Raw genomic sequence first — 23,895 nt, 5'->3', positions numbered from 1 at the left:
ATTTTTAAATAGTTAATAAAGGTATTTTATATATATGATTGATACTTATTAATTTTTTTTTTCAGAAATTTGTACAGTAACTAATGATTAAATCTAACATAATTTTCTAAACTCAAATTTTAATGAAAATCAATCATCCGAAAACTCTTAAAAATTTACCAAGATGGGTAATACTTTTAATAGATATTTCAATAATAATTTTTTCTTATATTATAAGTAATTTCATAATTAATAGTTTCACAGGTAGTTTTGATCTAATTGAAGTATATAAAAAAATACCTATAATCACTTTCTTTTACATTACGTATTTTTTAATTTTTGGGACATACAAAGGAATAATTAGACAAACTGGAATTGTAGATGCTCAAAATGTGTTTTTAGCCAATATTCTAGCTTTTGGATCACTATTGCTTTTCAGTTTTTTTATTAGAAATACTTTAGATTTTAATAATTTCACATTAAACTTTTATAGACTATCCTATTCAGTACTTTTTGTTCACTCATTTGTATCCACTATTTTAATGGTATTTTTACGAGTTGTGTATAAAACAATATACTACACTTATTTAACTCCTACTATAAAGACAAAAAATGTAATTATTTATGGCGCTGGTGATTCTGGTATAATAACTTATAACACATTAAAATCTGACACTAGCGATAATTATAATGTAATCTCATTTATCGATGATAACCAAATTAAGTGTGGACAAAAAATAAATGGTGTATATGTAAAGCATTCATCTAAGATAGATTTAGAATACATAACACAAAACAACATTAACCAAATTATTATTTCAATCCAAAATATATCGCAAAATAAATTATTTGAGATTTCCGAAAAATTATCTAATTTACCTGTGAAAATAAAAATAATACCTGCTGTAAAAGATTGGTTAAATGGAAATTATTCTGCAAAACAGATTAAACAATTAAGAATTGAGGATTTACTAGGACGTGATTCAATCAAATTAAATAATCCAATTGTAGATCAAGAATTAGATAATAAAGTTGTTTTAATCACAGGCGCTGCAGGTTCTATTGGTAGTGAAATTGCACGTCAAGTTGCACAAAAAAATTTCAAAAAATTAATATTACTTGATATTGCAGAATCTGCATTATATGACGTACAACAAAGTATGCAATCTCCTAAAATTAATGATGTCGAATATATTATTGGAAATGTCAGAGATCATGATGGAATAAAACATATATTTAAAAAATATAATCCAGATTATATATATCACGCTGCAGCATATAAGCATGTTCCTTTAATGGAAAAATATCCTTTTGAAGCAGTAAATACAAATATAAAAGGAACTAAAGTAATGGCTGATTTAGCCCATGAATTTGGTGTAGAAAAATTTGTAATGGTGTCTACTGATAAGGCTGTAAATCCAACCAATGTAATGGGTGCAACAAAGAGATGTGCTGAAATATATGTTAACTGTTTAAACTCTTATTCAGAAACTAATTTTATTGTTACTAGATTTGGAAACGTTCTTGGTTCAAATGGATCTGTTATTCCTTTATTTAAAAGACAATTAGAAAATGGTGGACCATTAACTGTTACTCACCCTGATATTACTCGTTATTTTATGACAATTCCTGAAGCTTGCCAATTAGTATTAGAAGCTGGAACTATGGGAAAAGGTGGAGAAATATTTGTTTTCGATATGGGTGAATCAATGAAAATAGTTGATTTAGCTAAGAGGATGATTAAATTAAGTGGATATAAATATCCAGAAGAAATTGATATTAAAATCGTAGGACTTAGACCAGGAGAAAAGATATTTGAAGAGCTTTTAGCAAATGATGAAAACACTCAAAAAACACATCATGAAAAAATTATGATTGCAAGAGTAAACTATTCAAAAATTGAAAATGCTTTCAACAATATAAATAATCTATGTATTTTCGCTTCTGAAAATGAATTCAATAAAGATAATATTAACCTTGTTAAACAAATAAAAAATATTGTCCCTGAATTTAAATCACAAAATTCTGAATATGAATTCTTAGATAATCTAGTTTATGAAAAATAATATCATTATACTTCTTGTATTTCTTTTTCTACTTGTTTCATGCGGGTCTAGAAAAGAAATTGCATATTTTCAAGATAGTCCAAATTTAACAACACAATTCCAGGATTATATACCTAGAATTCAACCAAACGACCAATTAGCTATAGTTATATCTGCTGCAGATATAAATGCAGTAGCCCCTTTCAATCCTGTATCTACTATACAAGTTAATGCTCCACAACAAAATATTTCACCATATCATACAACCTACACTGTAAATGAAATTGGAGAAATTGAAATTCCTACTTTAGGAAATGTTAAAATAAGCGGTTTAACCAGAACAGAAGCTGCTGATTTACTAAAAATTAAACTTAGTAAATATATTAACAATCCAGGTGTTATAATCAACTTTGCTAATTTTAGAATTACAGTTTTAGGGGAAGTTAATAAACCGGGAAGTTTTACAAATCCAACTGAAAGAATTACAATTTTAGATGCAATAGGTATGGCTGGTGATTTAACTATCAAAGGAAAAAGAGATAATGTAACGGTTATTAGAGAATTAAATGGAGTGAAAGAATCTCATACTATTGATTTAACATCAAAAAACACTTTAAATTCTCCTGTATACTATCTTGCACAAAATGATGTGATTTACGTTGAACCTAACTCAGCTCAAGTTGCAGCTTCTAAATTCACGCCAAACTATTCACTCTGGATTTCAATGGCAGGTGTAATTATTTCAGTAATCTCAGTTTTAACAAAATAAAATGGAATTCAATAACGAAGAAAAAGAAAATATTAACATTAAAGATGTTTTAAATAAATATCTTAAATATTGGTATTGGTTCATAATCTGTATATTCATATCATTATTTTGTGCATTTTATTACCTTAGATATACTCCTAAACAATATAATTCTAAAGCCAAAATATTATTAAATAATTCTCAGTCTTCTGTTGGAGAATTAGCAGGTGTTATCGACATTACAAAATTAGGTTCAACAGAAGCGGACGGAGAAATTACAGATCAAATAGAAATTATTAAATCTAGGAGAATACTAGAAAAAGTAATCAAAAAAAATAATTATAACATTAGTTATTTTAATATAGGAAAAGTTATCGAATCTGAAATTTCCCCTGATGAATCACCAATTAAAATTATAACTTCTGCTGATACAGAAAATTTCACAATAAACATCAAAATTGAATCACATGATAAATTTTCTATTGATGGAAAAGTGTATAATTTCGGACAAAATATAAATATTACAAACAATTCTTTTAAAATAATTCGAAATAATTCTTTAAAAAATCATATTGGGAAAAATGTACTTATTTACGTTTCTTCAGTAGAAAATTCAATAAATAAATATGCCGGAAAAATAAAAATTAGTCCTAATGGTAAGGATTCTAAGATTATAAACTTGTCAATGACTGGCACTGTTCCTGAAATTTCAGAAAAATTTATTAATGATTTAATTGATGTATATAACAGTGATATAATATTAGATAATACTAAATTAACAATATCTACATCAGAATTTATCAATAATAAATTAAATGAAGTTACAGAAAAATTAAAAGGATTTGATAGCCGATTACAAAATTTCAAAACTGATAATAAATTCACTGATTTAAATTCTGAAGCTAATCTATTTATACAAAATGCTTCAGAAAATGAAAAGAAGTTACTTCAAGCTACAACTCAACTTTCTTTAGTTGATGCAATGAGAAATTCTTTAAGCCAAAATAAAACAGAGTTATTACCAACGAATATTGGTTTAGATGATTTAACTATTTCTAAACAAATTTCAGAGTACAATCAATTAGTTTTAACTAAAAATGAAATGCTTAATTCTTCAACAGAAGAACATCCTAATGTAATTCGCATACAGGAACAGATTTATAATATAAAATCGAATTTAAAAACAAGTTTGAATTTATATAGAAATAGTATTCAAACACAAACAAATAAAATATCTTCTAATCAATCTGAAATTGATCATAAAATATCCTTATTCCCGTCACAAGAAAAGGAATTAAAAGATATTACACGTGAACAAAAAATCATTGAGGCTTTGTTTTTATTTCTACTTCAGAAAAAAGAAGAAAATGAAATCAAAGAGGCTGCTACACCTGATTATATTAAAATTATCGACTATTCTTATTCATCTAAATCTCCTGTTGCTCCTAACAAAAACATTATATTTCTTGGTGCATTAATTATTGGTAGTATAATACCATTTGCCATTATTTATATATTTAGTTTATTTGATAATAAGGTTAAAACAAAAGAGGATATTTTAAGAAAAATTGGAAATGCAAATATAATTGGACAAATTCCTCATAGTACAAGTTCTATCATTAAAGAAAATGATTTTTCTACAATTTCTGAATCTTTAAGAATATTAAGAACTAATATTGACTATAATTTAAGAAACATTAAAAATGGAAAATGTATTTTTATAACTTCTACAATAAGTAATGAAGGAAAGACTTTTGTATCATCTAACCTAACAAAAATTTTTAGTGAAACAAATAAAAAAGTTTTATTAATTGGAACTGATTTAAGAAATCCCAAAATTTTAAATACTTTAGATATTCCACGTGTTAATAATCAATTAGGTTTAACTGAATATTTATATAATTCCGAAATTCAAGTAAATGATATTATAAATAAAAACCCTAAAAGTTATAATTTTGATATAATTAATTCAGGAAAATTATCTCCAAATCCAACTGAATTACTTATGAATAATAGATTTGATGATTTAATTAAAGAAGTTCGTGAAATATATGATTATATCATAGTAGATACTGTTCCTGTTGGTGTTGTAACTGACATGTTCTTGATTTCTGAAAATGCTGACTTAACACTTTACATTATTAGAGCCAATACAACTGAAATTGCAGACCTTGATCTCCCGAAAGAGCTTTTAAATACTAATCGTTTAAAAAATATGCAATTCGCACTTAATGACGTTTCTTTAGAATTTAAATATGGATTTGGATATTACAGTGATGTAAAATTACCTTGGTATAAAAAGATTTTAAATAGATTTAAAAAATAATATCCATAAAAAAGCCACTCAAATTGAGTGGCTTTTTTATGGATATATAATATCTAAAATTATTGTCTTTGTCTTACTGCTTCATAAACACAAATTGCAGCAGCATTACTTACGTTTAAAGAATCTACAAATCCTAACATTGGAATCTTAATTAAAACATCCGAGTTATCTGCCCAAAAATCTGATAAACCAGTTGCCTCAGTTCCTAAAATAATCGCCGATCCTGATGTAAAATTCGCTTCATACAAACTAATCGTTTCATCTCTTAAGAAAGTCGAAACAATTTGAACATTACGCTCTGTAAAAAATTCTAAAACAGCTTCTTTAGATGCAGATGCAATATTATTTGTAAATAATGTTCCAACCGAAGATCTAATTACATTTGGATTAAAGAAATCTACTGTTTCATCACAAACAATAACAGCATCTACTTTTGCTCCATCACCAGTTCTTAAAACTGCTCCTAGATTTCCTGGTTTTTCAACCGCTTCTAAAACCACTACCAATGGATTTTCGGGTAAATTTAAATCTTCTAAGTTTGATGATTTGGTTTTATAAACACCAATTACTCCACCTGTTGATTTACGGTATGCAATCTTCTCGAAAATAGCTCGAGTTATTTCAAAACGACGAGGATTACCAAATTTAATATTTGCTTCATAAATATCCTCACAGATATAAACTTCAACAGCTTCGTAACCTCCATTAATTGCTAATTCATTTTCCTGAGTTCCCTCAACAATAAACAATCCCTGATTTTTACGTTCTCTCGATTTTTCTTGCAATTTCAGCAAGTTTTTTATTTTTTGATTTTGAAGACTTTCTATTTGCATGATGCAAAATTAAAATAATTTCAGCCAATCTAAATTATTTCTTTGTCTTCTTTATTTCTTTTACCAAAGTATATTTAAGTGAAGAAGCATCAGCCGGAATAGGTTTTTCAACCTTTGTTTTCTTTACAATTAGCTTATATTCATAACCAGGAACATAATTAAATCCTTCTATTGTTGAATAAAAATAAGTCCAACCCTCATTCACTGATTCCTTTACTTGTAAGCATTTCATTGGTGCAACACCTGTACAATCTACCTGTTCTGGCGCAACATACATTATAACTTCGTCTTGACCTAAATTTTGAACCATTTTACAAGCTGTTAAGGATAATAATCCTATTACGCCTCCAAAAAATAACTTCTTCATTTTCAATTATTTTGATTAGTTATATCTAATTTAACAATAAGTTACTTATAATAAATCACTTATCTAATTTATCCATTCAAATATTTTTTAAGATAGTTTTAATATTAATTTATAACGAAATAAACATCCTCTATTTTAATTCATTATAAAGTTCTTTCATTTTTTTATACCTTTGCACCTTAAAATCAGAAATTTCGTATGACCAAAGATGGAAAAATGGAGTTAATGGCTCCTGCTGGTAATTTTGAATCTTTACAAGCGGCCCTTGACAATGGTGCAGATTCTGTATATTTTGGTGTAGATCAATTAAATATGCGTGCACGTGCTTCGATTAACTTTACAATGGGTGATTTACCTGAAATTGTAGAGCGTTGTGAAGCTGTAGGTGTACGTTCTTACCTTACATTAAATACAATCATTTACGATCACGATTTATCGTTGATCAAAGTGTTATTAGATAAAGCTAAAGAAGCTAATATTACGGCTGTTATTGCAATGGATCAATCGGTGATTGCCTATGCAAGACAAATCGGAATGGAAGTTCACATTTCGACTCAAATTAACGTAACAAACATTGAAACTGTTAAGTTTTATGCAATGTTTGCTGATACAATGGTATTATCTCGTGAATTGAGTTTAAAACAAGTTGAAAAGATTTGCGAATTAATCATTAAAGACGACGTTCGTGGACCAAGTGGTAACTTAGTTGAGATTGAAATTTTCGGTCACGGTGCATTATGTATGGCTGTTTCTGGAAAATGTTACTTAAGCTTACACTCGCACAACTCTTCTGCAAATCGTGGAGCTTGTAAACAAAACTGTCGTAAAAAATATACGGTAATCGATCAAGAAACTGGATTCGAAATCGAATTAGATAACGAATACATGATGTCTCCTAAAGATTTATGTACTATTGATTTCTTAGACCAAGTGGTTAATGCTGGAATCAAAGTATTAAAAATCGAAGGTCGTGGTCGTGCGCCAGAATATGTTGCAACAGTTATTCGTTGTTACCGTGAAGCAATCGATTCTATTGCCGACGGAACATACTCTAAAGAAAAAGTTGATTACTGGATGGGATTATTACAAACTGTTTATAATCGTGGTTTCTGGTCTGGATATTATTTAGGTCAAAAATTAGGAGAATGGTCTGCTGTTCCAGGTTCTATGGCAACTCAAAAGAAAGTTTACATCGGTAAAGGTGTTCACTACTTCCCTAAAGCAAGCATTGGTCAATTTGTAATTGATGCTTACGATTTAAAAGTTGGTGATACAATCTTAATCACTGGTCCAACAACTGGTGCAAAAGAAATGGTAGTTACTGAAATGATGGTTGAAGATGTAAAATCTGATATCGCTACAAAAGGTAATAGCATTACAATTCCAATGGAATTCCGTATCCGTCCTTCAGACAAATTATATAAATTAGTAAAAGTTGAAGATCCAGGAACGCAACAAAACGCTGTTGAAGAAGGAGCTTACTCTCACTAAAAATTTGCTTGAAAAATGGTAATTATTACGCTACAACGCGACAAATGTATCGGATGTAACTATTGTTATGAATTAGCACCTGAACGTTTCCGTATGTCTAAAAAAGACGGAAAATCGGTGTTATTAAAAGCAACAGATAAAAAAGGATTTCACACATTAAAAGATCCTGATCATGGAATTGCTGATAGCTGCGAACGCGCTGCCAAAGCATGTCCTGTAAATATTATCACTGTTAAAGAAATATAACGACGGTACATCGAACTATATAAAATATTAGCCATCAAGTAATTGATGGCTTTTTTAATTTACTTCAAATTCTAAAATCATTTCATAAATTCGTTATCTAAATCAATTAAAATGCTAAAGGCTGAAGCAAGAAAATATTATCGATTGCTGCGTAAACAATTTCAGAAAGAAGATGTAAACGAATTAAGTAATCAAATTTTTGAACAGATAAAAAAGTTTAATTTCTCTGACAATCAATCGTTTCATATTTTCTTACCAATTGAAAAAAATAACGAGATAAATACTTACCCTATCATAAATTGGCTTTTTGAAAACGATAAATCAGTTATTTTACCTTTAGTTGTTGGAGATGATATGATTAATTGTAAGGTTGAAAAGGGTTTTAATACAAAATTAAATTCACTTCAAATTCCAGAACCAATTAACTACACCGAAGTTGATTCATCTAAAATTGATGTTGTTTTCGTGCCAATGTTTGTAGCCGATCAATACGGAAATCGTGTGGGCTATGGTGGCGGATATTACGATAAATTCTTAGCAAGATGTAAACCTGAAACAAAAAAAATAGGTCTAACTTATTTTAGACCTATTGATATTATTCAAGATGCTTATGAAGGCGATATTGCTTTGGATTATTGTTTAACTCCAGAAGAAATTGTGTCATTCTGAATCGAATCTTTCATCATATTTAAAGTCTGAAAGTAAAATTTAAATTCACGTTTAAACTGAATTGGTTCTTGTTTTAAAACGAAAATCGAAGTTCGATCAATCGTTTTAACTAACTTTTTATCTTTATTGAAGAGATTTAAAGTATAATCTGCTTTTTTAATTGTATCTGGCGTTAAACTATCATTCGGAATGATATTAAACTTTGCAACCGACACAAAATGAATATTTCTATTTTTTAATTTGCTCAATAATGTATCAACTTCAGACATTTCTTCTTTAGAAAAATAACTTCTTAATTGTGTAATTAAAATCTCCTGAACTACACTATCATTATTATTCGAAGCCAAAGCAGAAAGCTCGTAAAACTCTCTTAATTTCTGCTTAGATATAAAGTTAATTGCCTCTATAGAATCCATTTTGGTATTTACTGTAGACGCTTCATTTTTGTACCCTTTAATCACTTCAGGATTATAATCTCCATCGTAGGTTGTATCTTGTTTACAAGAATATATGATCCAAATAGACAAAATCATGCATAAGCACAGATTCATCAGTTTAATTATCCTCCTCATCTTGCTGAATTTTAAATTTTAGTTTAACGATTTTTCCGTTCTTACTTTCCGATTCAATCAAAGAATAATTCTTTAACGAAGTTGTAGGTAAAGAAACAAGGTTTATGTATTGTTGTTTGGTTAAAATCTCAACACCAAAATAATCATTATCATATACCTGATAAATCAAGGCATTATCATCAATCATTTGGTTCAATTTTGCAATACGTTGTTTTAAATCTTTTGCAGAATTCGAGTAATAATAAAGCATAACTTTATAATCATCTGGCTCTAAAAGAATCTTTTCTGGCGTTCGATATTGATGTAGATTTACATTAAATGTATCTAATTTGTGATAAGGTGTAGAAACAACCATTTTTATAGAATCACTCTTCGATTCAAATTGAATACAACCAGTTTTTGAATTAAGATATAATGGTGTAAATCCTTGGCGAAGAATAGTAACCTCAACCGAATTTTTGACTAAAGTTTGACGATCTGAATCAACGAAACAAAACTCGTAATTCTTAGTTTGATAAAATGTAAAATAAACAGCAAGACCTGCTAATAAAACTGCACTAATAATTGATGTAACTAAAGCTATTTTCTTTGTAGATGATGTTGTTTGATCTTCTACTTTCGGTTTAGGCTTCTGAAGTTCTGCATTTACTTGTGCTTGATTTTGTGTAGATTGCTCAACTTCGTTTATTTCTTGATTAACTTCAATAGTAGAATCTACTTCTGGTCTCGAAATTACATAAGGCTCCTTTTCCTTTTCAACTTTCCCAAAAACTTCTATTTCTTTTTGGCGTAAAAAATGTGCCCAACTCTTAAAACCACAATATTGTGATAATAAATTAAGCATATCAATACGAGGAAGTTTTTTAAAATCTGATTTAAAATAAGTATAAAACCATTTTTCGCTGACTGTAGATTTAGTCTTATTGAATAAATCTTCTTGGAAAACTGCAATTTCTTGTCCTTTCCAATTAGAAATATCTGAGGATTGAGCAGAATTTTCCTCTAAAAACCTATCTGAGATGGTTTTTTTCAGAATTTCGAAAATTTCTATGTCTGTAAATTTGCTCAATTTAATTAGTTATATTACTAAATAACAATATTTTGTAAATCAAATTTCCGATTTACAAAACATTATTTTTCTAACTACAAATAAAACAAAAAAAATGAAATATCAAACAGAAATACGTTAAAATCGACTATTCTACTCTTGTAAATTAAGCTTAATAATTTCTGAAAACTTCTTACAAACACATTACAACTAATATTCTAACCAATAGAAATTTGTTCCTCTAACTTTGAACCATCAAACAAATCAAAACATTGTTTAAAAATCAAAAAACTATAATTATGAAAAAGTTCGCATTAAACGCAGTTGCTGCATTAGTATTAGTAGGATCATTAACATTAGTATCTTGTGGAGGAGAAAAAACAACTCCTATAAATGTTGAAGGTACAAATGATTCTATCGCAATCGTAGATTCTTTAGTTATTGCAGATTCTGCAGTAGTAGATTCAGCAGTTGTTACTGACTCTGTAGCTGTTATTGAAGCACCAGTAGTTGAAGAAGTAAAATAATTAATAAAATAAATACATAATAAAATGAACAAATTTTTCGCATTAGTTGCAGTTGCAACTTTATCATTAGGAGCAGTTTCTTGTGGAGAGAAAACAGAAACTACAGTTGAAGAGCAAGTAGTTGATTCTACTGCAGTTGTTACAGATTCAGTTGCTTTAGATTCTACAGCAGTTGAAACTCCAGCGGTTGCTGCTGATTCAGTTGAAAACGTAACAGTTGATTCTACAGCTGCTACTACAGAAGAAGTAAAATAATTCTTATTATATAATAGAAAAGCCGCTCAATGAGCGGCTTTTTTTTATGCGTTATTTAAAGATTTGATATCAATAACAAAACGATATTTTACATCCGATTTCATCATACGCTCGTAAGCTGTATTGATATTCTGAATGTCAATCATTTCAATATCAGAAACGATATTATGTTCTCCACAGAAATCTAACATTTCTTGTGTTTCTTTAATTCCTCCGATTAATGAACCAGCAAGATTTTTACGTTTCATGATTAAATTTCCACCGTCAACTGCTTCTAACGGCTCAATAGCACCAACTAAACACATGGTTTTATCTAACTTCAATAAGTTTAAATAAGGATTTACATCGTGTTTAACAGGAATTGTATTTAGTAAAAAGTCAAACGAATTTTTGTGCGCTTTTAACTGATCAGAATCTGTAGAAATTAAAACCTCATCTGCTCCTAATTGTTTTGCATCTTCTCCTTTAGAAGCAGAAGTTGTAATCATTACGACATGCGCACCCATTGCTTTTGCAAATTTAACTCCCATGTGACCTAAACCACCTAAACCGATCACACCTACTTTATCACCTGCTTTTACATTCCAATGACGCAAAGGCGACCATGTTGTAATCCCTGCGCATAAAAGTGGCGCTGCAGCTTTTACATCAATATTTTCTGGTACATTTAAAACGAAATCTTCTTCCACAACGATATAATCAGAATATCCTCCGTAAGTGATTCCTCCGTGTTTCGAATTTTTAGAATTGTACGTTCCTGTAAATCCATTCTCGCAATATTGCTCGATTCCGTGATTACAAGGATCACATTCTTTACAAGATTCTACCATACAACCAACACCAACTAAATCGCCAACTTTAAATTTAGTTACATCAGCTCCAACTTCCTTTACACGACCAATAATTTCATGTCCCGGAACAACAGGATAATTTGGTCTTCCCCAATCTCCTTTTGCTGTATGTATATCACTGTGGCAAACACCACAATATTCGATATCAATAGCTACATCATTTGCATGAATATGTCTTCTCTTAATTGTATGTGGCCCTAACGGATCTGCATCGTTAAAGGCTGCGTATGCTTTTGTGTTCATAGTTTATTCTTTAATTAAAATGTTTCTTATTGTTTTAGGGTTAAGCTCATTTTTGCCATTACATTCAATTTTTGAATTTATTTTTCCACCTAAAAATTCATTAAAATTTAAACAATTATCAAGCTGATAAAATTTATCTTCTCCTTTTAATAAAATAAATGGAATGCTTTTTCCTGGTTTGGTTTTAGACATTGCATTTGTTGCTATCAATGCACCTAATGCACCTCCTCCATACATTAACACATTAGAACCTGCCTCTCTTTTTTTAGGATAAAATTCTGAATAAAAATAATTATCATCTTCATATCTAATTCTAATAAATCGATTCATAATTACAGGAATCGTAACTTTCATATCCTTAGACTCTAATTTGTTAATACTTTTTAAATTAAAATATACATCTCCATTATAAACAACAGCAAAAGGAGTTTTCACCAATTGTTTTTTATCAATATACTTAAATAACATCAAGTCTTTTGGATTATTATAGACACCTTCTCCATCTTCCTTTGCTTCTATTCTTTCTGTAGAAGTTGGTTGCTTTTTATTAAAGTCATCTATAGTTTCATACACTCCTTCTGGAAAAGAATTTTTAAAAAAAGTTTGTTTTAATTCAGGAACTGAAGTCGAATAATTAACAGAATCAAATGAAATATCTGCATCACTCTTTAACAAATATAGATTTACAAAAGGATCATTAAATTCATTATAATCATATCCATCTTTTTGGAAAATAACATCTTTAGCTTTTATTATTTTTCCATCTTTTTTTAATTTAAAAACAGCGTCTTTAACATATTGTCCAAATGTAAAGCTGGAGCATAAAATAAGTAGAGATAATAATTTCTTCATGTTTAAATTAAATTTCATCTAAAATAAAAAATCCACCTGAATTAACAGATGGATTTGATTAAATTGGTTTATATTTTATTCATTATACCCCTAATATTACTGATATTGTAATCTTTGTCACAATCAATAGCTGAAGTAGATTGAGCTTCTAAAAATGTATTAAAATCTTTACAATTCTTAAAAATATCATATTCTTTTTTCTCTACGTCTAAAACAATTCCTTTCATCAAATTAGGAGAAGCAATACCAATCATTCCGTTTGAAAGCCCTGAAGCAACTCCTCCGATTATTGCACCTCCAGCAGCAGAAGCTACACCGGCTGTTAAACCACCTGCAACACCAACTAAAAAAGTTGTACTTGTTTTAGTCATTGGCATTTCTACATATAAGAAATCATCAGTACCCGCTTTTACTCTTAAGAATCCATTATTAGGAATATCTTTTGATAAATTTCCGTTTCCATCTGCACGATTATTCATTATCGCTTTTACATTTAAATACACTTCATCATTATGAACTACAGCAAAATAATTTTTGATTGGAAAATCAGTTTTTCCTTGTTCAAAAAATTGAACTAAATCATTTGAATACTCATAATATAGAGCTTTATAATGGGTTTTTGGAAACATTATTTTATCTGAAGGTGTTTTAGCAATAAAACTTTCAAGCGTTTCATAAGCACCATTCGGATACGTAAAATTTTCTGTATTATACGTTTGTTTCAATTCTGGGATTGTAATCGAATAATTAATTGAATCAAATTTTAAATCCTCAATATGTTTAACTTTTGCTGTCGCTAGAGCATTAGGTAAATCTTCTGCTCTAAAAGAAATTAGTTTATCTATATATCTTAAATCATAAACTTTGATTGGTTCCTCTATCTTTTTTAATTTAATTGTTGCTTCTTTTATATATTGTGCATTAGCGAAACTCGCAAATAATGTAAGTAGTAAAATTGTTTTTTTCATGAATGTAAATTTCAACGAAAATAAAAAAATCCACCTGAATTAACAGATGGATTTAATATTATGATAGAAATTTAATAATTATTTTAATTTCTTAATACCCATATTCCATAATGTAAACGCGTATTTATCTACCGTTTCGTTGATAATAACTTCTGTAGAACGGCCTGCACCATGACCAGCTTTGGTTTCGATACGAATCATTACAGGATTATCACACGCTTGTTTCTTTTGTAACTCTGCCGCAAACTTGTACGAGTGAGCAGGAACTACACGATCATCGTGATCTCCAGTAGTTACTAAAGTCGCAGGGTAACAAACACCTTCTTTTACGTTGTGAACAGGCGAATAAGCTTTTAAGTAATCAAACATTTCTTTCGAATCATTTGCTGTACCGTAATCGTATCCCCAACCTGCACCAGCAGTAAATGTGTGGTAACGTAACATGTCTAAAACTCCAACAGCAGGTAAAGCTACTTTAGCAATTTTAGGATTAATTGTCATTGTTGCGCCAACTAATAAACCTCCGTTAGATCCTCCTGATAATGCAGTATAATCTGGTGAAGTGTAATTATTTGTTTGTAAATATTCTGCAGCAGCGATAAAATCGTCAAATACGTTTAATTTATTGAACTGACGACCTCCATCGTGCCATTTTTTTCCATATTCTCCACCTCCGCGTAAGTTTGCAACCGCGTAGATTCCTCCATTAGCAACCCATGCAGCAGTTGTAGCACTGAAAGCTGGAGTTAATGAAATATTGAATCCGCCGTAACCGTAAACAATTGTAGGATTTTTACCATTTTTCTTTAAACCTTTCTTATACGTGATAATCATCGGAACTTTAGTTCCATCTTTAGACGTATAAAAAACTTGTTCAGAAATATAATCTTCTGTATTGAATTTTACATTTGGTTTAATGTAAACATTAGATGTTCCATTCTCTACATTTAATTTATAACTTGTAGATGGTGTAACGTAATTAGAAAATCCGAAGTAAATTTCTTTATCTTCTTTCTTTCCTCCAAAACCAGAAGCTGTTCCTACACCAGGTAATTCGATTTGACGAACTTTTGTTCCGTCGTATTTGTATTGTTCAACAACCGAAACTGCATCACGTAAGTATTTTGCAAATAAATATCCACCAGCTGTAGAAACCGATAAAACATCTTTCGTTTCAGGAAGTACAGTTTCCCAAGTTGTATCATTAGCAATAGTTGATAAATTAACTTTTACTAGCTTATTATTTGGTGCATTTCTATTTGTCATTAAATAGAAAGTCTCACCATCATTATCAATTACATTAGTATTCGAATTAAAATCACCTAAAATATTTTTAATTGGTGAATTTTCAACAGATAAATCTTGATAATATAATTCGTTTCCAGTCGTAGTATTCGCTGCTGAAATGATTAAAAAACGTTCGTCATCCGTTAAGTATGCACCAACATAACGACGTGTAATATCACCACCAAAGATTAATTTGTCCTTCTTTTGAGCAGTTCCTAATTTGTGGAAATATAATTTATGTTGATCTGTTTTCTGAGATAATTCTGATCCAGTTGGTTTATCGTAAGAAGAATAGTAAAAACCTTCGTTTCCTTTCCATGCAATTCCTGAAAATTTAACATCAACTAAAGTTTGACCAACAACTGATTTATCTTTTGCATTTAAAACGATTACTTTTCTCCAATCAGAACCTCCTTCAGAAATTGAATAAGCTACTAAAGAACCATCTTTTGAAAATGATACGTCAGATAAAGAAGTTGAACCATCTTTTGAAAAAGTGTTAGGGTCTAAGAAAACTTCTTCTTTTCCATCTTCACCTAACTTACGATATAAAACAGAATGCTGTTGTAAACCATCGTTTTTGTAGTAATATGTAAAATCTCCTTCTTTGTACGGAGTTGAAATTTTTTCGTAATTATAGATTTCAGTTAATGATTTTTTTAACTGAGCACGTAAAGGAATTTCATTTAAATAAGCATAAGTTGCTTTATTTTGTTCAATAACCCACTTCTTTGTAGCATCAGATAAATCGTCCTCTAACCAACGGTAAGGATCTTTTACTTCAGCATCAAAATACTTATCAACGTGGTTAATTTCTTTCGTTTCTGGGTAACTTTTCTTATAACTCTGAGCATTCATAGTTGTCATTAATGCAAGGTTAAATAAAATTAAAGCCTTTTTCTTCATTTACTAATTATGATTTGTTTGTGTAATATCTTGCGCCTTCTAAATTAGGGATTTCTTTTTCAATTTTTGATAATGCAAATCCTTTTCTAGGATTAATAGGTGTTTTTAACACTTTATTATGCAGATCTTCATATTGTTGATAAGTAATTTCGGTACGATTTGATAACATTTCAAACAAATTCACTTTTTCCATTACATTTTTCCAATTTTCAGAAACGATACCTTCAAATACTTTTGATTTTGAACCTGAACCGTAACCTATGAAACCAATCTTTTGGCCAGCTAATTCTTCCTGATTGTCAAAACTTACTTGTAATGCTGATAATAAAGCTGTAAAAATTGAAGCTGTGTACATATTACCAATCTCTGAAGATGCACGTTGCGTTGCTTCTAATTTCTCCTTAACTAATTGTTTATATACATCAGATTTAGAAATAACTTTTAAGTTTTCAGCAGAATTTTCTTCTCCATTTTCTAAAGCAAAAACATCGTTAAACATACGTTTTCCTTGAAAAGCATAAGGTAAATGAAAAGCGATATAGCGCCAATCTTCGTATAATTTCCCTGTTACATTGTATTTTTCTTTGAAGTTAAAATACGCTTCGCGAACACGATCTTTGTAACATTCATTAGAATATTGACCATCAAAAACTGGTTCGTCTGAGAAAATCTCAACCTCAGTTTTTGTTGTATTTAAAGTAGATAAAATTGTATTATCTGTAGCTAATTGACGTGGTTTAAAGAAATCAAAAACAGATTCCATTCCAACACCCCATTTATTTTCAATCTCTATTAAGTTTGGCTCGTTAGAAATTAAAACAGCAACCGCTCCAGCTCCTTGTGTATATTCTCCGGTAGATTCTAAACCATATTTTGCATAATCAGCCGCGATAACAATTGCTTTTTTATCTGGATTAACTCGTACATAATCAATAGAATTATGCATTGCATCAACTCCACCAATACAAGCAAAAGTCATATCTACAACATCTGTATGTTTAAAAACTCTTTCTCCAAATTTTTCAGCAAGTACTTGTTCAACCAATTGCACTGCATATGTTGCAGTAGATTTTGCTCCATCTAAAGAACTTTCAGTTCCTAAATAAATACGACCTATCATTTTAGGGTCGATAGAATATTCTTGAAATAGCTTTAATAAAGCTTCGGCAGAAATTGTTGCAGTATCTTCATCAGCATCAAGAATTGCCATCTTTTTTAAACCTAAACCTAGCTCCAACTTATCTGGATCTATATTTCTTTTTTCTGCTAGTATTTTAATTGGCAAGTAATTTATTGGTATATATATAGTTACGGCTTCTATCCCTACTTTCATTTTTATTTTATTTTAATAAATCAAATTTAAAGTTATTAGTCGTAAATCGAATGCACTAACTCTTTTAATATTAAAATATTAAAGGATTTCTATAGAAATTAATTAATTATTACTATATTGTTAATTACTTAACCCAATAACAACTAAAACCTTAACCTATGAATTCAAATAAAAACCTTGATAGCCCTTATTCTCTAAATTTTCCTCCTTTTATTATAGGATTAACCTTTTTAATCATTGGAATGATTACATATTTTAATCTGGTAAAAGAAATAAACACAATGAAAACTATTTTTAGTATCATTTTTATGATTTCTGGAGTTTTAGAAATTTTATTTTCTGTCAGAAATAAATCAATTTTTACTAATTGGAAGTGGAGTTTTTCTTTTGGATTATTAACCTATATAATCGGAATTCTACTAATATCAGAACCTTTTACAAACCAAGATATAACTTCTTTTTACATTGGTATTTACTTTATTTTTAGAGCCATATTCTCTATTAATTTTGGAATTGAATTTTTTGAAAGAAATAGTTCTTCAGCCTATATAATGATTGGTTTAGGCTTCTTATTAATTTTCTTAGGTTTTAGTTTAGTTTGGTTACCAACCAGACTAGTAAATTTCATCCCATATCTTGATGGAACTTCTTTTTTAATCTCTGGATTTTTAATCTTTTACATTTATAATTCTGTCAGAAAATTTACCCAAAATATAAATCACCAACCTGTATATAATTAAAACAATATATAAATAAAAAAAGGCTCTATTAAGAGCCTTTTTTGTTGTTGTTATCATTATTTAATTCCTGTGCTGCTGTAAATGATGTTACCATTGTATTTAACATTTCAGATGCTGCTGTTGGGGAATTAGGAAGAAGAACTAATTTACTTCCTGATTTTTCGCCTATAGCCTGAAGCGTATCATAATGTTGTGTAACAACAATTAATGCTGATGCTTCTTGCGATGATATTCCTACTCCATTTAATACATCAACAGATTCTAATAAACCTTTAGCAATTTCACGTCTTTGATCTGCAATACCTTGTCCTTGTAAACGTTTTGACTCAGCTTCGGCTCTAGCTTTTTCAACAATTAAAATACGTTGTGCATCTCCTTCGTATTGTGCAGCAATTTTTTCTCTTTCTGATGCATTAATTCGGTTCATTGCATGTTTAACTTGCTCGTCAGGATCAATATCTGTAACTAACGTTTTTATAATATCATATCCATACGTATTCATCGCTTCTTGCACTTCGTTTCTTACTGCAATTGCTATATCGTCTTTCTTTTCGAAAACATCATCTAAACGAAGTTTTGGAACCTCTGCACGAACTACATCAAAAACATAAGATGTAATCTGTGTGTAAGGATTATCTAGCTTATAAAATGCATCATAAACTTGATCTTTTATAACTTGATATTGAACTGATACTTTGATTTTGATAAATACATCATCTTTTGTCTTTGTTTCAACCAAAACATCTAATTGTTGTATTTTTAGAGAAACCTTTCCTGCAATTTTATCTACAACTGGAATTTTAATTTGTAATCCCGAAGATCTTGTACTATGGTACTTTCCAAATCGTTCGACAATAATGGCTGTTTGTTGTTTTACTGTGAATATGCCTAAGAAAATTAATACGGCTACGATAAATAAAATTACGTATAAAAAAGTCATTGATAATATTTTAGATTTTGCATAAGATACAAAAAAAATTAGGAATGTTATTATAACATCCCTAATTCAAATTTTGCTTCTTCGCTCATCATATCTCTGTCCCAAGTTGGTTCGAATGTAATTTCGACGTACGCTTTCGTAACGCCTTCAATTTCCTCAACTTTTTGCTCAACCTCTAATGGAAGTGATTCAGCAACTGGACAGTTAGGAGATGTTAAAGTCATGGTAACCTTTACTTCACCTTCCTCGTTGATATGTGCGTCGTAGATTAAACCTAATTCGTAAATATCTACTGGAATCTCTGGATCAAAAATTTGTTTAAATTTTCCTACCAATTGTTCTCCAATAGCATCGATTTGATCTTCTGTTAATGCCATTTTTGATAAATGAATTTCTATTTGCAATTGCAAATGTACAACTCTTTGTCCAATTTGGACTTTTTCTAAATAACTTATTTTAATTCAGTTATTTGATTTAACTTTTTATTTTATAAAAAGTCGCCTATTTAAAAGTATAAACTTCTTAAAAAGGCGACTACAAACACGAAGTGCTCAACTTTTAGCACTTTATTATAAATAATTTATAATCCTATTGTCCAACCCTGAGCCCAAGTTGGAGTACTAGCTCCATTTCCTGCTCCGTTGTTATTTTGAACATTGTAAGCATTAGCAACTGAGATTGAAGATCCGTCAGATTTTTTTCCACTTGCTTCTGTTCCTACATCAACAAACTGAACATTTTTAATAAATAAGTCATTTGGAATACCTGCTAAAGTAGCATCATGCTCGATATCTATACCTTTTGCCCAACCTGCTAATACTACATTTTCTAATTTACCTTTTGTACCGACACGTAATTTAATTGCTTGATTCTCCGAACCATTATATGAAGCCCCTAAACCTACTAATGTCATATTCGTAATTGTAGGGTTAGAAACTGGTCCTAACGTATGATTATTAGAGTTATTATCTGCTTCTATTCCACGATTTCCTCTACCTAAACTTGCTTTAGAATACCAAAATTCATTTGATCCATTCCAACCTTCAGTCCAGTCAAATTGATCGTCTTCGTTTCCGTTAGCGATAATATATTTTGTATTAACAGTTCCTCCGAAAAATTCAATTCCATCGTCAGCACCTTCATGTAATTGAACATACTCGATTTTTGTTCCTGAACCAACTCCGAATAGTGATAAACCATTAAATTCTTTTTCTGAATTGTAAGCCGCACCTGCATATTCAATACGCGTATATTGAATCACACCTGAATTATCATTTGCAACAGTTCCTCCATAAGTTAATTCTGAAACCTCAGCAGATGCTGTCGTTGCTTTATTGATTGGCGCTTTACCACATAAAACTACTCCACCCCAAGCTCCTGGCGTTCTATTTTCAGAGGTAAATACAACCGGTGCTGTTGCTGTTCCATTAACAAATATTTGACCTCCTTGTGCTACTGCTACGAAAGATGAAGTTCCTCCATTTGCTACAATTCTTGTACCAGCTGGAATTGTTAACTTTCCACCTTCGTTGATTTGTAACTTTCCTGTTAAGTAATATGTTTTAGATGGATCTAAAGTTACATTATCTCCAGCTTTAATATCTCCTTTGAAATCTGCTGGATTTGCAACAAAACCTGAAGAATTAGAATCCCCGCTATCATCATCATTAGAACAACCTACTAATGCGACTGATGAAACAGCAAATAAAGCTAATAATTTGAATACTGATTTTTTCATTGTTTTTTATGTTTGTGTTTTAAATTGATTTTTAAAATTGGTAATTAAGTCCTAAACTAAAGTTCATACCTCTTTTGTAACTTAAAATATCCACTGCTCCGTTTAAATTATCTTGTACTCTTCGGATAACTGGATTTAATAAGTTCTTCGCAGCTAAATTGATTCCGATGTTCTTATCTAATTTAGTTCGTAAAATAAAATCTAACGTTCCAAATCCTTTGTCTACTTGATTTCCTCTAGTTTCTGTTCCTAAAGAATACAATCTATCAGAGAAATAATTATAAGCAACTGTAGCTAAAATACTTCCTCCTTTCTCCCATTTTTTAGAGTAAGATATATCTGCGTTTAAAACTAAATCTGACGCTCCTGTAAAACTATCTTCATTAAAAGTAAAGTTAGTATTTATACGGCCACCATTAAAATAAGTTTCTTTAAAAACTTTATCATCGTTTAGCTCTTGCTTTGTTTGCATGTAAGCTGCATTTAATCCAATTGTAACTTGTTCTGGATTTAAACCTTTATTATCAATAATTGCTTTACGCGCTTCAACCTCAACTCCAATTGCATAACCCCAATCACCCGTATTAGCATACGATTGATCATTTGCCGATGATGCAATAGTTACTTTGTTAATTGGATCTACGATATACTTACCAAACGCTGCAACCGATAAAATTTCCCCTTGTTTTGGGAACCATTCCAATTTAAGATCTGCATTATAGTTTGTAGAAGCGTAAAGCATTGGATTACCTCTTTCTATTTCTGTTACGTCTTCGTAAACGAACATTGCACGTTCTTTAAACTGTGGTAAAGTGTATGTTTTAGAAGCTGCGAAACGCAAATTATTTTTATCGTTTACTTTGTAACGCATTGCTAAACTTGGTAAGATTTCGAATTGATCAAATTCGTTTTTTCCTTGTGATAATGCTGTTCTCCAATCAACTAATTGATTGATGTGTTCTCCACGTAAACCAACGATTGCCATGAAACGATCTGAGAAGTGATATTCTAACTCAGCAAAACCTGCATTAATGGTTTGTTCTCCTGAGTATTCTTGTGGACGATAACTTCCGTTATAACTATCAAATGTTGAAATTAAAAAGTGAGAACCGTAATTCGCTTGATTAAAGAATCCATCAAGATTATTTGGATCTACAGCAAGATCTCCTTTGTTCACTTTTAAATTGAATTGGTTTGCTTCTAAATTTCTTTCTTTATAACGTCCTTGATAACCTACAGTTAATTTTGCTTTGTAAGCATATCCATCAACTCCTAACTTTAAACTGTAAGCTAAATTAGCTGCCATTTCATCTTCTTTTAACTCTTGAAAATAACGGTGCGATAAAGAAGCATCTTGATTTGCTAAATAATATTGTTCATCATTTTCAGCATATCTTAATGTATTTTGGATACGATCTGGCATTTCGTTTTTAATCGTGTTATATGAAATTCCCCAATTAAAGTCAGATCTTTCACTGAACTTGTGTTCACCTAATAATTGGTTGATTAATAACGTATTTCTTTCATAAGTTCCACGACGAACTAATCCGTTTTCATTCTCATTAATATCACGAACATAACCATTGTACTCGTTTAGAGATTGAGAAGAATTATTGATTAAAATACTATTTGCTCTTAATTTATGATCAGGATTAATATCGTAAAATAAATTAATTAAACCTGTTGTATTTGTATTGTATTTATTGCTTGTAAACGTGTGAAAATCTTTGACTCCATTCCCATGTGCATCTACAGTTCTTGCAACACCATCCTGTAAACGTTCTCCATTACTATCGAAAGCAGCTGAAGCGAAAAATCCGAATTTTGATCCGTTATTAAAACGATAACTCTTTCCTCCCTTTAAGTTAAAAGATCCTCCAACTGATGGTCTTCCAACTGGATTTAAACTATTCTCGAAATTATAACCACCTAATACATTAGTTGGAATTTTAGTTGTTTTGAATCCAAAATAGTTTGGTCCTTCTTGTAGTTTATATGCTTTATTGTCTAAAGCATTCGAGTTAATAGAAGTTCCTAATCCAACCTGAAAAAAACCTTTACCATCGTATCTTTTAGAAGTTATATCTACGTTTGCACCTCCAAAATCTGCATTAATTTGGCTACTATACGTTTTGTACATCGAAATATATTCGATAATATCAGTTGAGAATAAATCTAACTTGATATTTTTATTCCCTGGATTCTCCGAAGGTATAGGAAGACCATTTAACGATGTCGAATTATAACGATCTCCTAACCCTCTTACAAAAACATTTCCTGTTCCTTCTTGTTTAGTAACTCCAGACATTTTAGCTACAGCTCCAGCTGCATCACTAATTCCTTTACGGTCCATCTCAACTTGTCCTATATTTTCAACAATTTGAGTAGACTTTTTTTGCATGTTAAGAAGATTTGCCTCTGCTGCTTTATTTCTTTGTACAGTAATAGTTGCAGTCGATAAATCAATATCTTCAGACTTAATTTCTTCCGGTTTTAAATAGATATTTAAAGTTGTTTGCTCACCTAAAAGTTGTTTCACTTTTTCAAAACCTTCAACTGATAATTCAACTTCATAAGCATCTTCAGAAATCTCTATTGTATAATTTCCTTCACTATTTGTCTTAGCTTCTAAACCTAAATCTTCTATTTTAAATTTTGTATCAGCTAAAACAGTATTTGTAAGTTGATTATAAAGTTTTCCTTTAATTTCTATATTACTCTGAGCAAATAGACCTGTAGTTGCTAAAGCGAATAATAACGTTAAATTCTTTTTCATTTCCGTGTTTGTTTAGGGCAAATTTCTAGAGTCTGTCGCAAAAACAGTTTTTCTTAACGTAAAGGATTTGTTACCGTTATGTTAACTAATTTGCGTAATTTTAAATCAATGTTAAGAACCGTTTCCGATGTAGTATAAAGCAAATATTACCTTAA

At 30.0% G+C, this 23,895-nt stretch carries 22 protein-coding genes; 9 read left to right on the top strand and 13 right to left on the bottom strand.

Going from position 1 to position 23,895, the window contains the following annotated elements; genetic code table 11:
* Positions 1–122: 122 nt before the first annotated feature.
* From EAH69_RS04285 to EAH69_RS04275, 3 genes are read left to right on the top strand one after another with little or no spacing between them, the layout of a single operon-like run.
* The gene (locus EAH69_RS04285; RefSeq protein ID WP_121933953.1) at positions 123–2,045 is read left to right on the top strand and encodes a polysaccharide biosynthesis protein; all 1,923 of its coding nucleotides are present in this window, start codon (positions 123–125) and stop codon (positions 2,043–2,045) included.
* A complete protein-coding gene (locus EAH69_RS04280; RefSeq protein ID WP_121933952.1) occupies positions 2,035–2,793 on the top strand; it encodes a polysaccharide biosynthesis/export family protein in 759 nt (252 codons plus the stop codon). Before EAH69_RS04285 ends, EAH69_RS04280 begins: the two co-directional genes overlap by 11 nt.
* A gap of 1 nt (position 2,794) precedes the next feature.
* Positions 2,795–5,098 carry a GumC family protein gene (locus EAH69_RS04275; RefSeq protein ID WP_121933951.1) on the top strand — a complete coding sequence of 768 codons (2,304 nt, stop codon included), beginning with the start codon at positions 2,795–2,797 and terminating at the stop codon, positions 5,096–5,098.
* 59 nt (positions 5,099–5,157) lie between these two features.
* Here the strand turns inward: EAH69_RS04275 and EAH69_RS04270 are convergent, their stop codons facing one another.
* On the bottom strand, positions 5,158–5,931 hold the full coding sequence (locus EAH69_RS04270; RefSeq protein ID WP_121933950.1) for a TrmH family RNA methyltransferase: 774 nt from the start codon (positions 5,929–5,931) through the stop codon (positions 5,158–5,160).
* A gap of 34 nt (positions 5,932–5,965) precedes the next feature.
* On the bottom strand, positions 5,966–6,298 hold the full coding sequence (locus EAH69_RS04265) for a DUF4377 domain-containing protein (RefSeq protein WP_121933949.1): 333 nt from the start codon (positions 6,296–6,298) through the stop codon (positions 5,966–5,968).
* A 198-nt stretch (positions 6,299–6,496) separates the two neighbouring features.
* On the opposite strand from EAH69_RS04265, the gene EAH69_RS04260 reads away from it, so the two are divergent.
* The 3 genes from EAH69_RS04260 (at position 6,497) to EAH69_RS04250 (ending at position 8,704) form a co-directional block, all read left to right on the top strand.
* Positions 6,497–7,789, top strand: a complete 1,293-nt coding sequence (locus EAH69_RS04260; RefSeq protein WP_121933948.1) for a peptidase U32 family protein — start codon at positions 6,497–6,499, stop codon at positions 7,787–7,789.
* A 15-nt stretch (positions 7,790–7,804) separates the two neighbouring features.
* Positions 7,805–8,035 (top strand): ferredoxin, encoded by a 231-nt coding sequence (locus EAH69_RS04255; protein WP_121933947.1) that lies wholly within the window; start codon positions 7,805–7,807, stop codon positions 8,033–8,035.
* Between the two features lie 111 nt (positions 8,036–8,146).
* The gene (locus EAH69_RS04250) at positions 8,147–8,704 is read left to right on the top strand and encodes a 5-formyltetrahydrofolate cyclo-ligase (protein WP_121933946.1); all 558 of its coding nucleotides are present in this window, start codon (positions 8,147–8,149) and stop codon (positions 8,702–8,704) included.
* Here the strand turns inward: EAH69_RS04250 and EAH69_RS04245 are convergent.
* A complete protein-coding gene (locus tag EAH69_RS04245) occupies positions 8,668–9,237 on the bottom strand; it encodes a hypothetical protein (RefSeq protein WP_121933945.1) in 570 nt (189 codons plus the stop codon). The two genes, EAH69_RS04250 and EAH69_RS04245, sit on opposite strands and share 37 nt — an antisense overlap.
* 22 nt (positions 9,238–9,259) lie before the next feature.
* Positions 9,260–10,345 (bottom strand): hypothetical protein, encoded by a 1,086-nt coding sequence (locus tag EAH69_RS04240; RefSeq protein ID WP_121933944.1) that lies wholly within the window; start codon positions 10,343–10,345, stop codon positions 9,260–9,262.
* Positions 10,346–10,623: 278 nt separating this feature from the next.
* Here EAH69_RS04240 and EAH69_RS04235 point away from each other — a divergent pair, with 278 nt between their 5' ends.
* Positions 10,624–10,851 (top strand): hypothetical protein, encoded by a 228-nt coding sequence (locus EAH69_RS04235; protein ID WP_147439083.1) that lies wholly within the window; start codon positions 10,624–10,626, stop codon positions 10,849–10,851.
* Between the two features lie 24 nt (positions 10,852–10,875).
* Positions 10,876–11,106, top strand: a complete 231-nt coding sequence (locus EAH69_RS04230; protein WP_121933942.1) for a hypothetical protein — start codon at positions 10,876–10,878, stop codon at positions 11,104–11,106.
* Between the two features lie 44 nt (positions 11,107–11,150).
* Here EAH69_RS04230 and EAH69_RS04225 read toward each other — a convergent pair whose 3' ends face one another.
* The 5 genes from EAH69_RS04225 to EAH69_RS04205 form a co-directional block, all read right to left on the bottom strand.
* The gene (locus EAH69_RS04225) at positions 11,151–12,200 is read right to left on the bottom strand and encodes an NAD(P)-dependent alcohol dehydrogenase (protein ID WP_121933941.1); all 1,050 of its coding nucleotides are present in this window, start codon (positions 12,198–12,200) and stop codon (positions 11,151–11,153) included.
* A 3-nt stretch (positions 12,201–12,203) separates the two neighbouring features.
* Positions 12,204–13,052, bottom strand: coding sequence for a hypothetical protein (locus EAH69_RS04220; protein WP_147439082.1), 849 nt, complete (start codon positions 13,050–13,052; stop codon positions 12,204–12,206).
* Positions 13,053–13,120: 68 nt separating this feature from the next.
* Positions 13,121–14,020: a hypothetical protein gene (locus tag EAH69_RS04215; RefSeq protein ID WP_121933939.1), complete on the bottom strand. Its 900-nt coding sequence runs from the start codon at positions 14,018–14,020 to the stop codon at positions 13,121–13,123.
* Between the two features lie 78 nt (positions 14,021–14,098).
* Positions 14,099–16,213 (bottom strand): prolyl oligopeptidase family serine peptidase, encoded by a 2,115-nt coding sequence (locus EAH69_RS04210; RefSeq protein WP_121933938.1) that lies wholly within the window; start codon positions 16,211–16,213, stop codon positions 14,099–14,101.
* 7 nt (positions 16,214–16,220) lie between these two features.
* Positions 16,221–17,546: a hydroxymethylglutaryl-CoA synthase family protein gene (locus EAH69_RS04205; protein WP_121933937.1), complete on the bottom strand. Its 1,326-nt coding sequence runs from the start codon at positions 17,544–17,546 to the stop codon at positions 16,221–16,223.
* A 158-nt stretch (positions 17,547–17,704) separates the two neighbouring features.
* Between EAH69_RS04205 and EAH69_RS04200 the strand changes: the two genes are divergently transcribed.
* Positions 17,705–18,286 carry an HdeD family acid-resistance protein gene (locus EAH69_RS04200; RefSeq protein WP_121933936.1) on the top strand — a complete coding sequence of 194 codons (582 nt, stop codon included), beginning with the start codon at positions 17,705–17,707 and terminating at the stop codon, positions 18,284–18,286.
* 28 nt (positions 18,287–18,314) lie between these two features.
* Here the strand turns inward: EAH69_RS04200 and EAH69_RS04195 are convergent, their stop codons facing one another.
* The 4 genes from EAH69_RS04195 to EAH69_RS04180 form a co-directional block, all read right to left on the bottom strand.
* Positions 18,315–19,226 carry an SPFH domain-containing protein gene (locus EAH69_RS04195; RefSeq protein ID WP_121933935.1) on the bottom strand — a complete coding sequence of 304 codons (912 nt, stop codon included), beginning with the start codon at positions 19,224–19,226 and terminating at the stop codon, positions 18,315–18,317.
* Between the two features lie 50 nt (positions 19,227–19,276).
* A complete protein-coding gene (locus EAH69_RS04190) occupies positions 19,277–19,603 on the bottom strand; it encodes an iron-sulfur cluster assembly protein (protein ID WP_121933934.1) in 327 nt (108 codons plus the stop codon).
* A gap of 203 nt (positions 19,604–19,806) precedes the next feature.
* Positions 19,807–20,964 (bottom strand): hypothetical protein, encoded by a 1,158-nt coding sequence (locus EAH69_RS04185; protein ID WP_121933933.1) that lies wholly within the window; start codon positions 20,962–20,964, stop codon positions 19,807–19,809.
* A 31-nt stretch (positions 20,965–20,995) separates the two neighbouring features.
* A complete protein-coding gene (locus tag EAH69_RS04180; RefSeq protein ID WP_121933932.1) occupies positions 20,996–23,740 on the bottom strand; it encodes a TonB-dependent receptor domain-containing protein in 2,745 nt (914 codons plus the stop codon).
* Between the last annotated feature and the right edge of the window lie 155 nt (positions 23,741–23,895).

The sequence above is a fragment of the Faecalibacter macacae genome, from assembly GCF_003687725.1.
In the GTDB taxonomy this organism is placed as follows: domain Bacteria; phylum Bacteroidota; class Bacteroidia; order Flavobacteriales; family Weeksellaceae; genus Empedobacter; species Empedobacter macacae.
Note: the sequence above shows the minus strand (reverse complement) of the source record. Positions and strands in the feature narration are given on the sequence as shown.

Bases quoted from the DNA above. Each gene is read 5' to 3' on its own strand.
- EAH69_RS04285 (WP_121933953.1), top strand. From the start codon at position 123: ATGAAAATCAATCATCCGAAAACTCTTAAAAATTTACCAAGATGGGTA.
- EAH69_RS04280 (WP_121933952.1), top strand. From the start codon at position 2,035: ATGAAAAATAATATCATTATACTTCTTGTATTTCTTTTTCTACTTGTT.
- EAH69_RS04275 (WP_121933951.1), top strand. From the start codon at position 2,795: ATGGAATTCAATAACGAAGAAAAAGAAAATATTAACATTAAAGATGTT.
- EAH69_RS04270 (WP_121933950.1), bottom strand. From the start codon at position 5,931: ATGCAAATAGAAAGTCTTCAAAATCAAAAAATAAAAAACTTGCTGAAA.
- EAH69_RS04265 (WP_121933949.1), bottom strand. From the start codon at position 6,298: ATGAAGAAGTTATTTTTTGGAGGCGTAATAGGATTATTATCCTTAACA.
- EAH69_RS04260 (WP_121933948.1), top strand. From the start codon at position 6,497: ATGACCAAAGATGGAAAAATGGAGTTAATGGCTCCTGCTGGTAATTTT.
- EAH69_RS04255 (WP_121933947.1), top strand. From the start codon at position 7,805: ATGGTAATTATTACGCTACAACGCGACAAATGTATCGGATGTAACTAT.
- EAH69_RS04250 (WP_121933946.1), top strand. From the start codon at position 8,147: ATGCTAAAGGCTGAAGCAAGAAAATATTATCGATTGCTGCGTAAACAA.
- EAH69_RS04245 (WP_121933945.1), bottom strand. From the start codon at position 9,237: ATGATTTTGTCTATTTGGATCATATATTCTTGTAAACAAGATACAACC.
- EAH69_RS04235 (WP_147439083.1), top strand. From the start codon at position 10,624: ATGAAAAAGTTCGCATTAAACGCAGTTGCTGCATTAGTATTAGTAGGA.
- EAH69_RS04230 (WP_121933942.1), top strand. From the start codon at position 10,876: ATGAACAAATTTTTCGCATTAGTTGCAGTTGCAACTTTATCATTAGGA.
- EAH69_RS04225 (WP_121933941.1), bottom strand. From the start codon at position 12,200: ATGAACACAAAAGCATACGCAGCCTTTAACGATGCAGATCCGTTAGGG.
- EAH69_RS04220 (WP_147439082.1), bottom strand. From the start codon at position 13,052: ATGAAGAAATTATTATCTCTACTTATTTTATGCTCCAGCTTTACATTT.
- EAH69_RS04215 (WP_121933939.1), bottom strand. From the start codon at position 14,020: ATGAAAAAAACAATTTTACTACTTACATTATTTGCGAGTTTCGCTAAT.
- EAH69_RS04210 (WP_121933938.1), bottom strand. From the start codon at position 16,213: ATGAAGAAAAAGGCTTTAATTTTATTTAACCTTGCATTAATGACAACT.
- EAH69_RS04205 (WP_121933937.1), bottom strand. From the start codon at position 17,546: ATGAAAGTAGGGATAGAAGCCGTAACTATATATATACCAATAAATTAC.
- EAH69_RS04200 (WP_121933936.1), top strand. From the start codon at position 17,705: ATGAATTCAAATAAAAACCTTGATAGCCCTTATTCTCTAAATTTTCCT.
- EAH69_RS04195 (WP_121933935.1), bottom strand. From the start codon at position 19,226: ATGACTTTTTTATACGTAATTTTATTTATCGTAGCCGTATTAATTTTC.
- EAH69_RS04190 (WP_121933934.1), bottom strand. From the start codon at position 19,603: ATGGCATTAACAGAAGATCAAATCGATGCTATTGGAGAACAATTGGTA.
- EAH69_RS04185 (WP_121933933.1), bottom strand. From the start codon at position 20,964: ATGAAAAAATCAGTATTCAAATTATTAGCTTTATTTGCTGTTTCATCA.
- EAH69_RS04180 (WP_121933932.1), bottom strand. From the start codon at position 23,740: ATGAAAAAGAATTTAACGTTATTATTCGCTTTAGCAACTACAGGTCTA.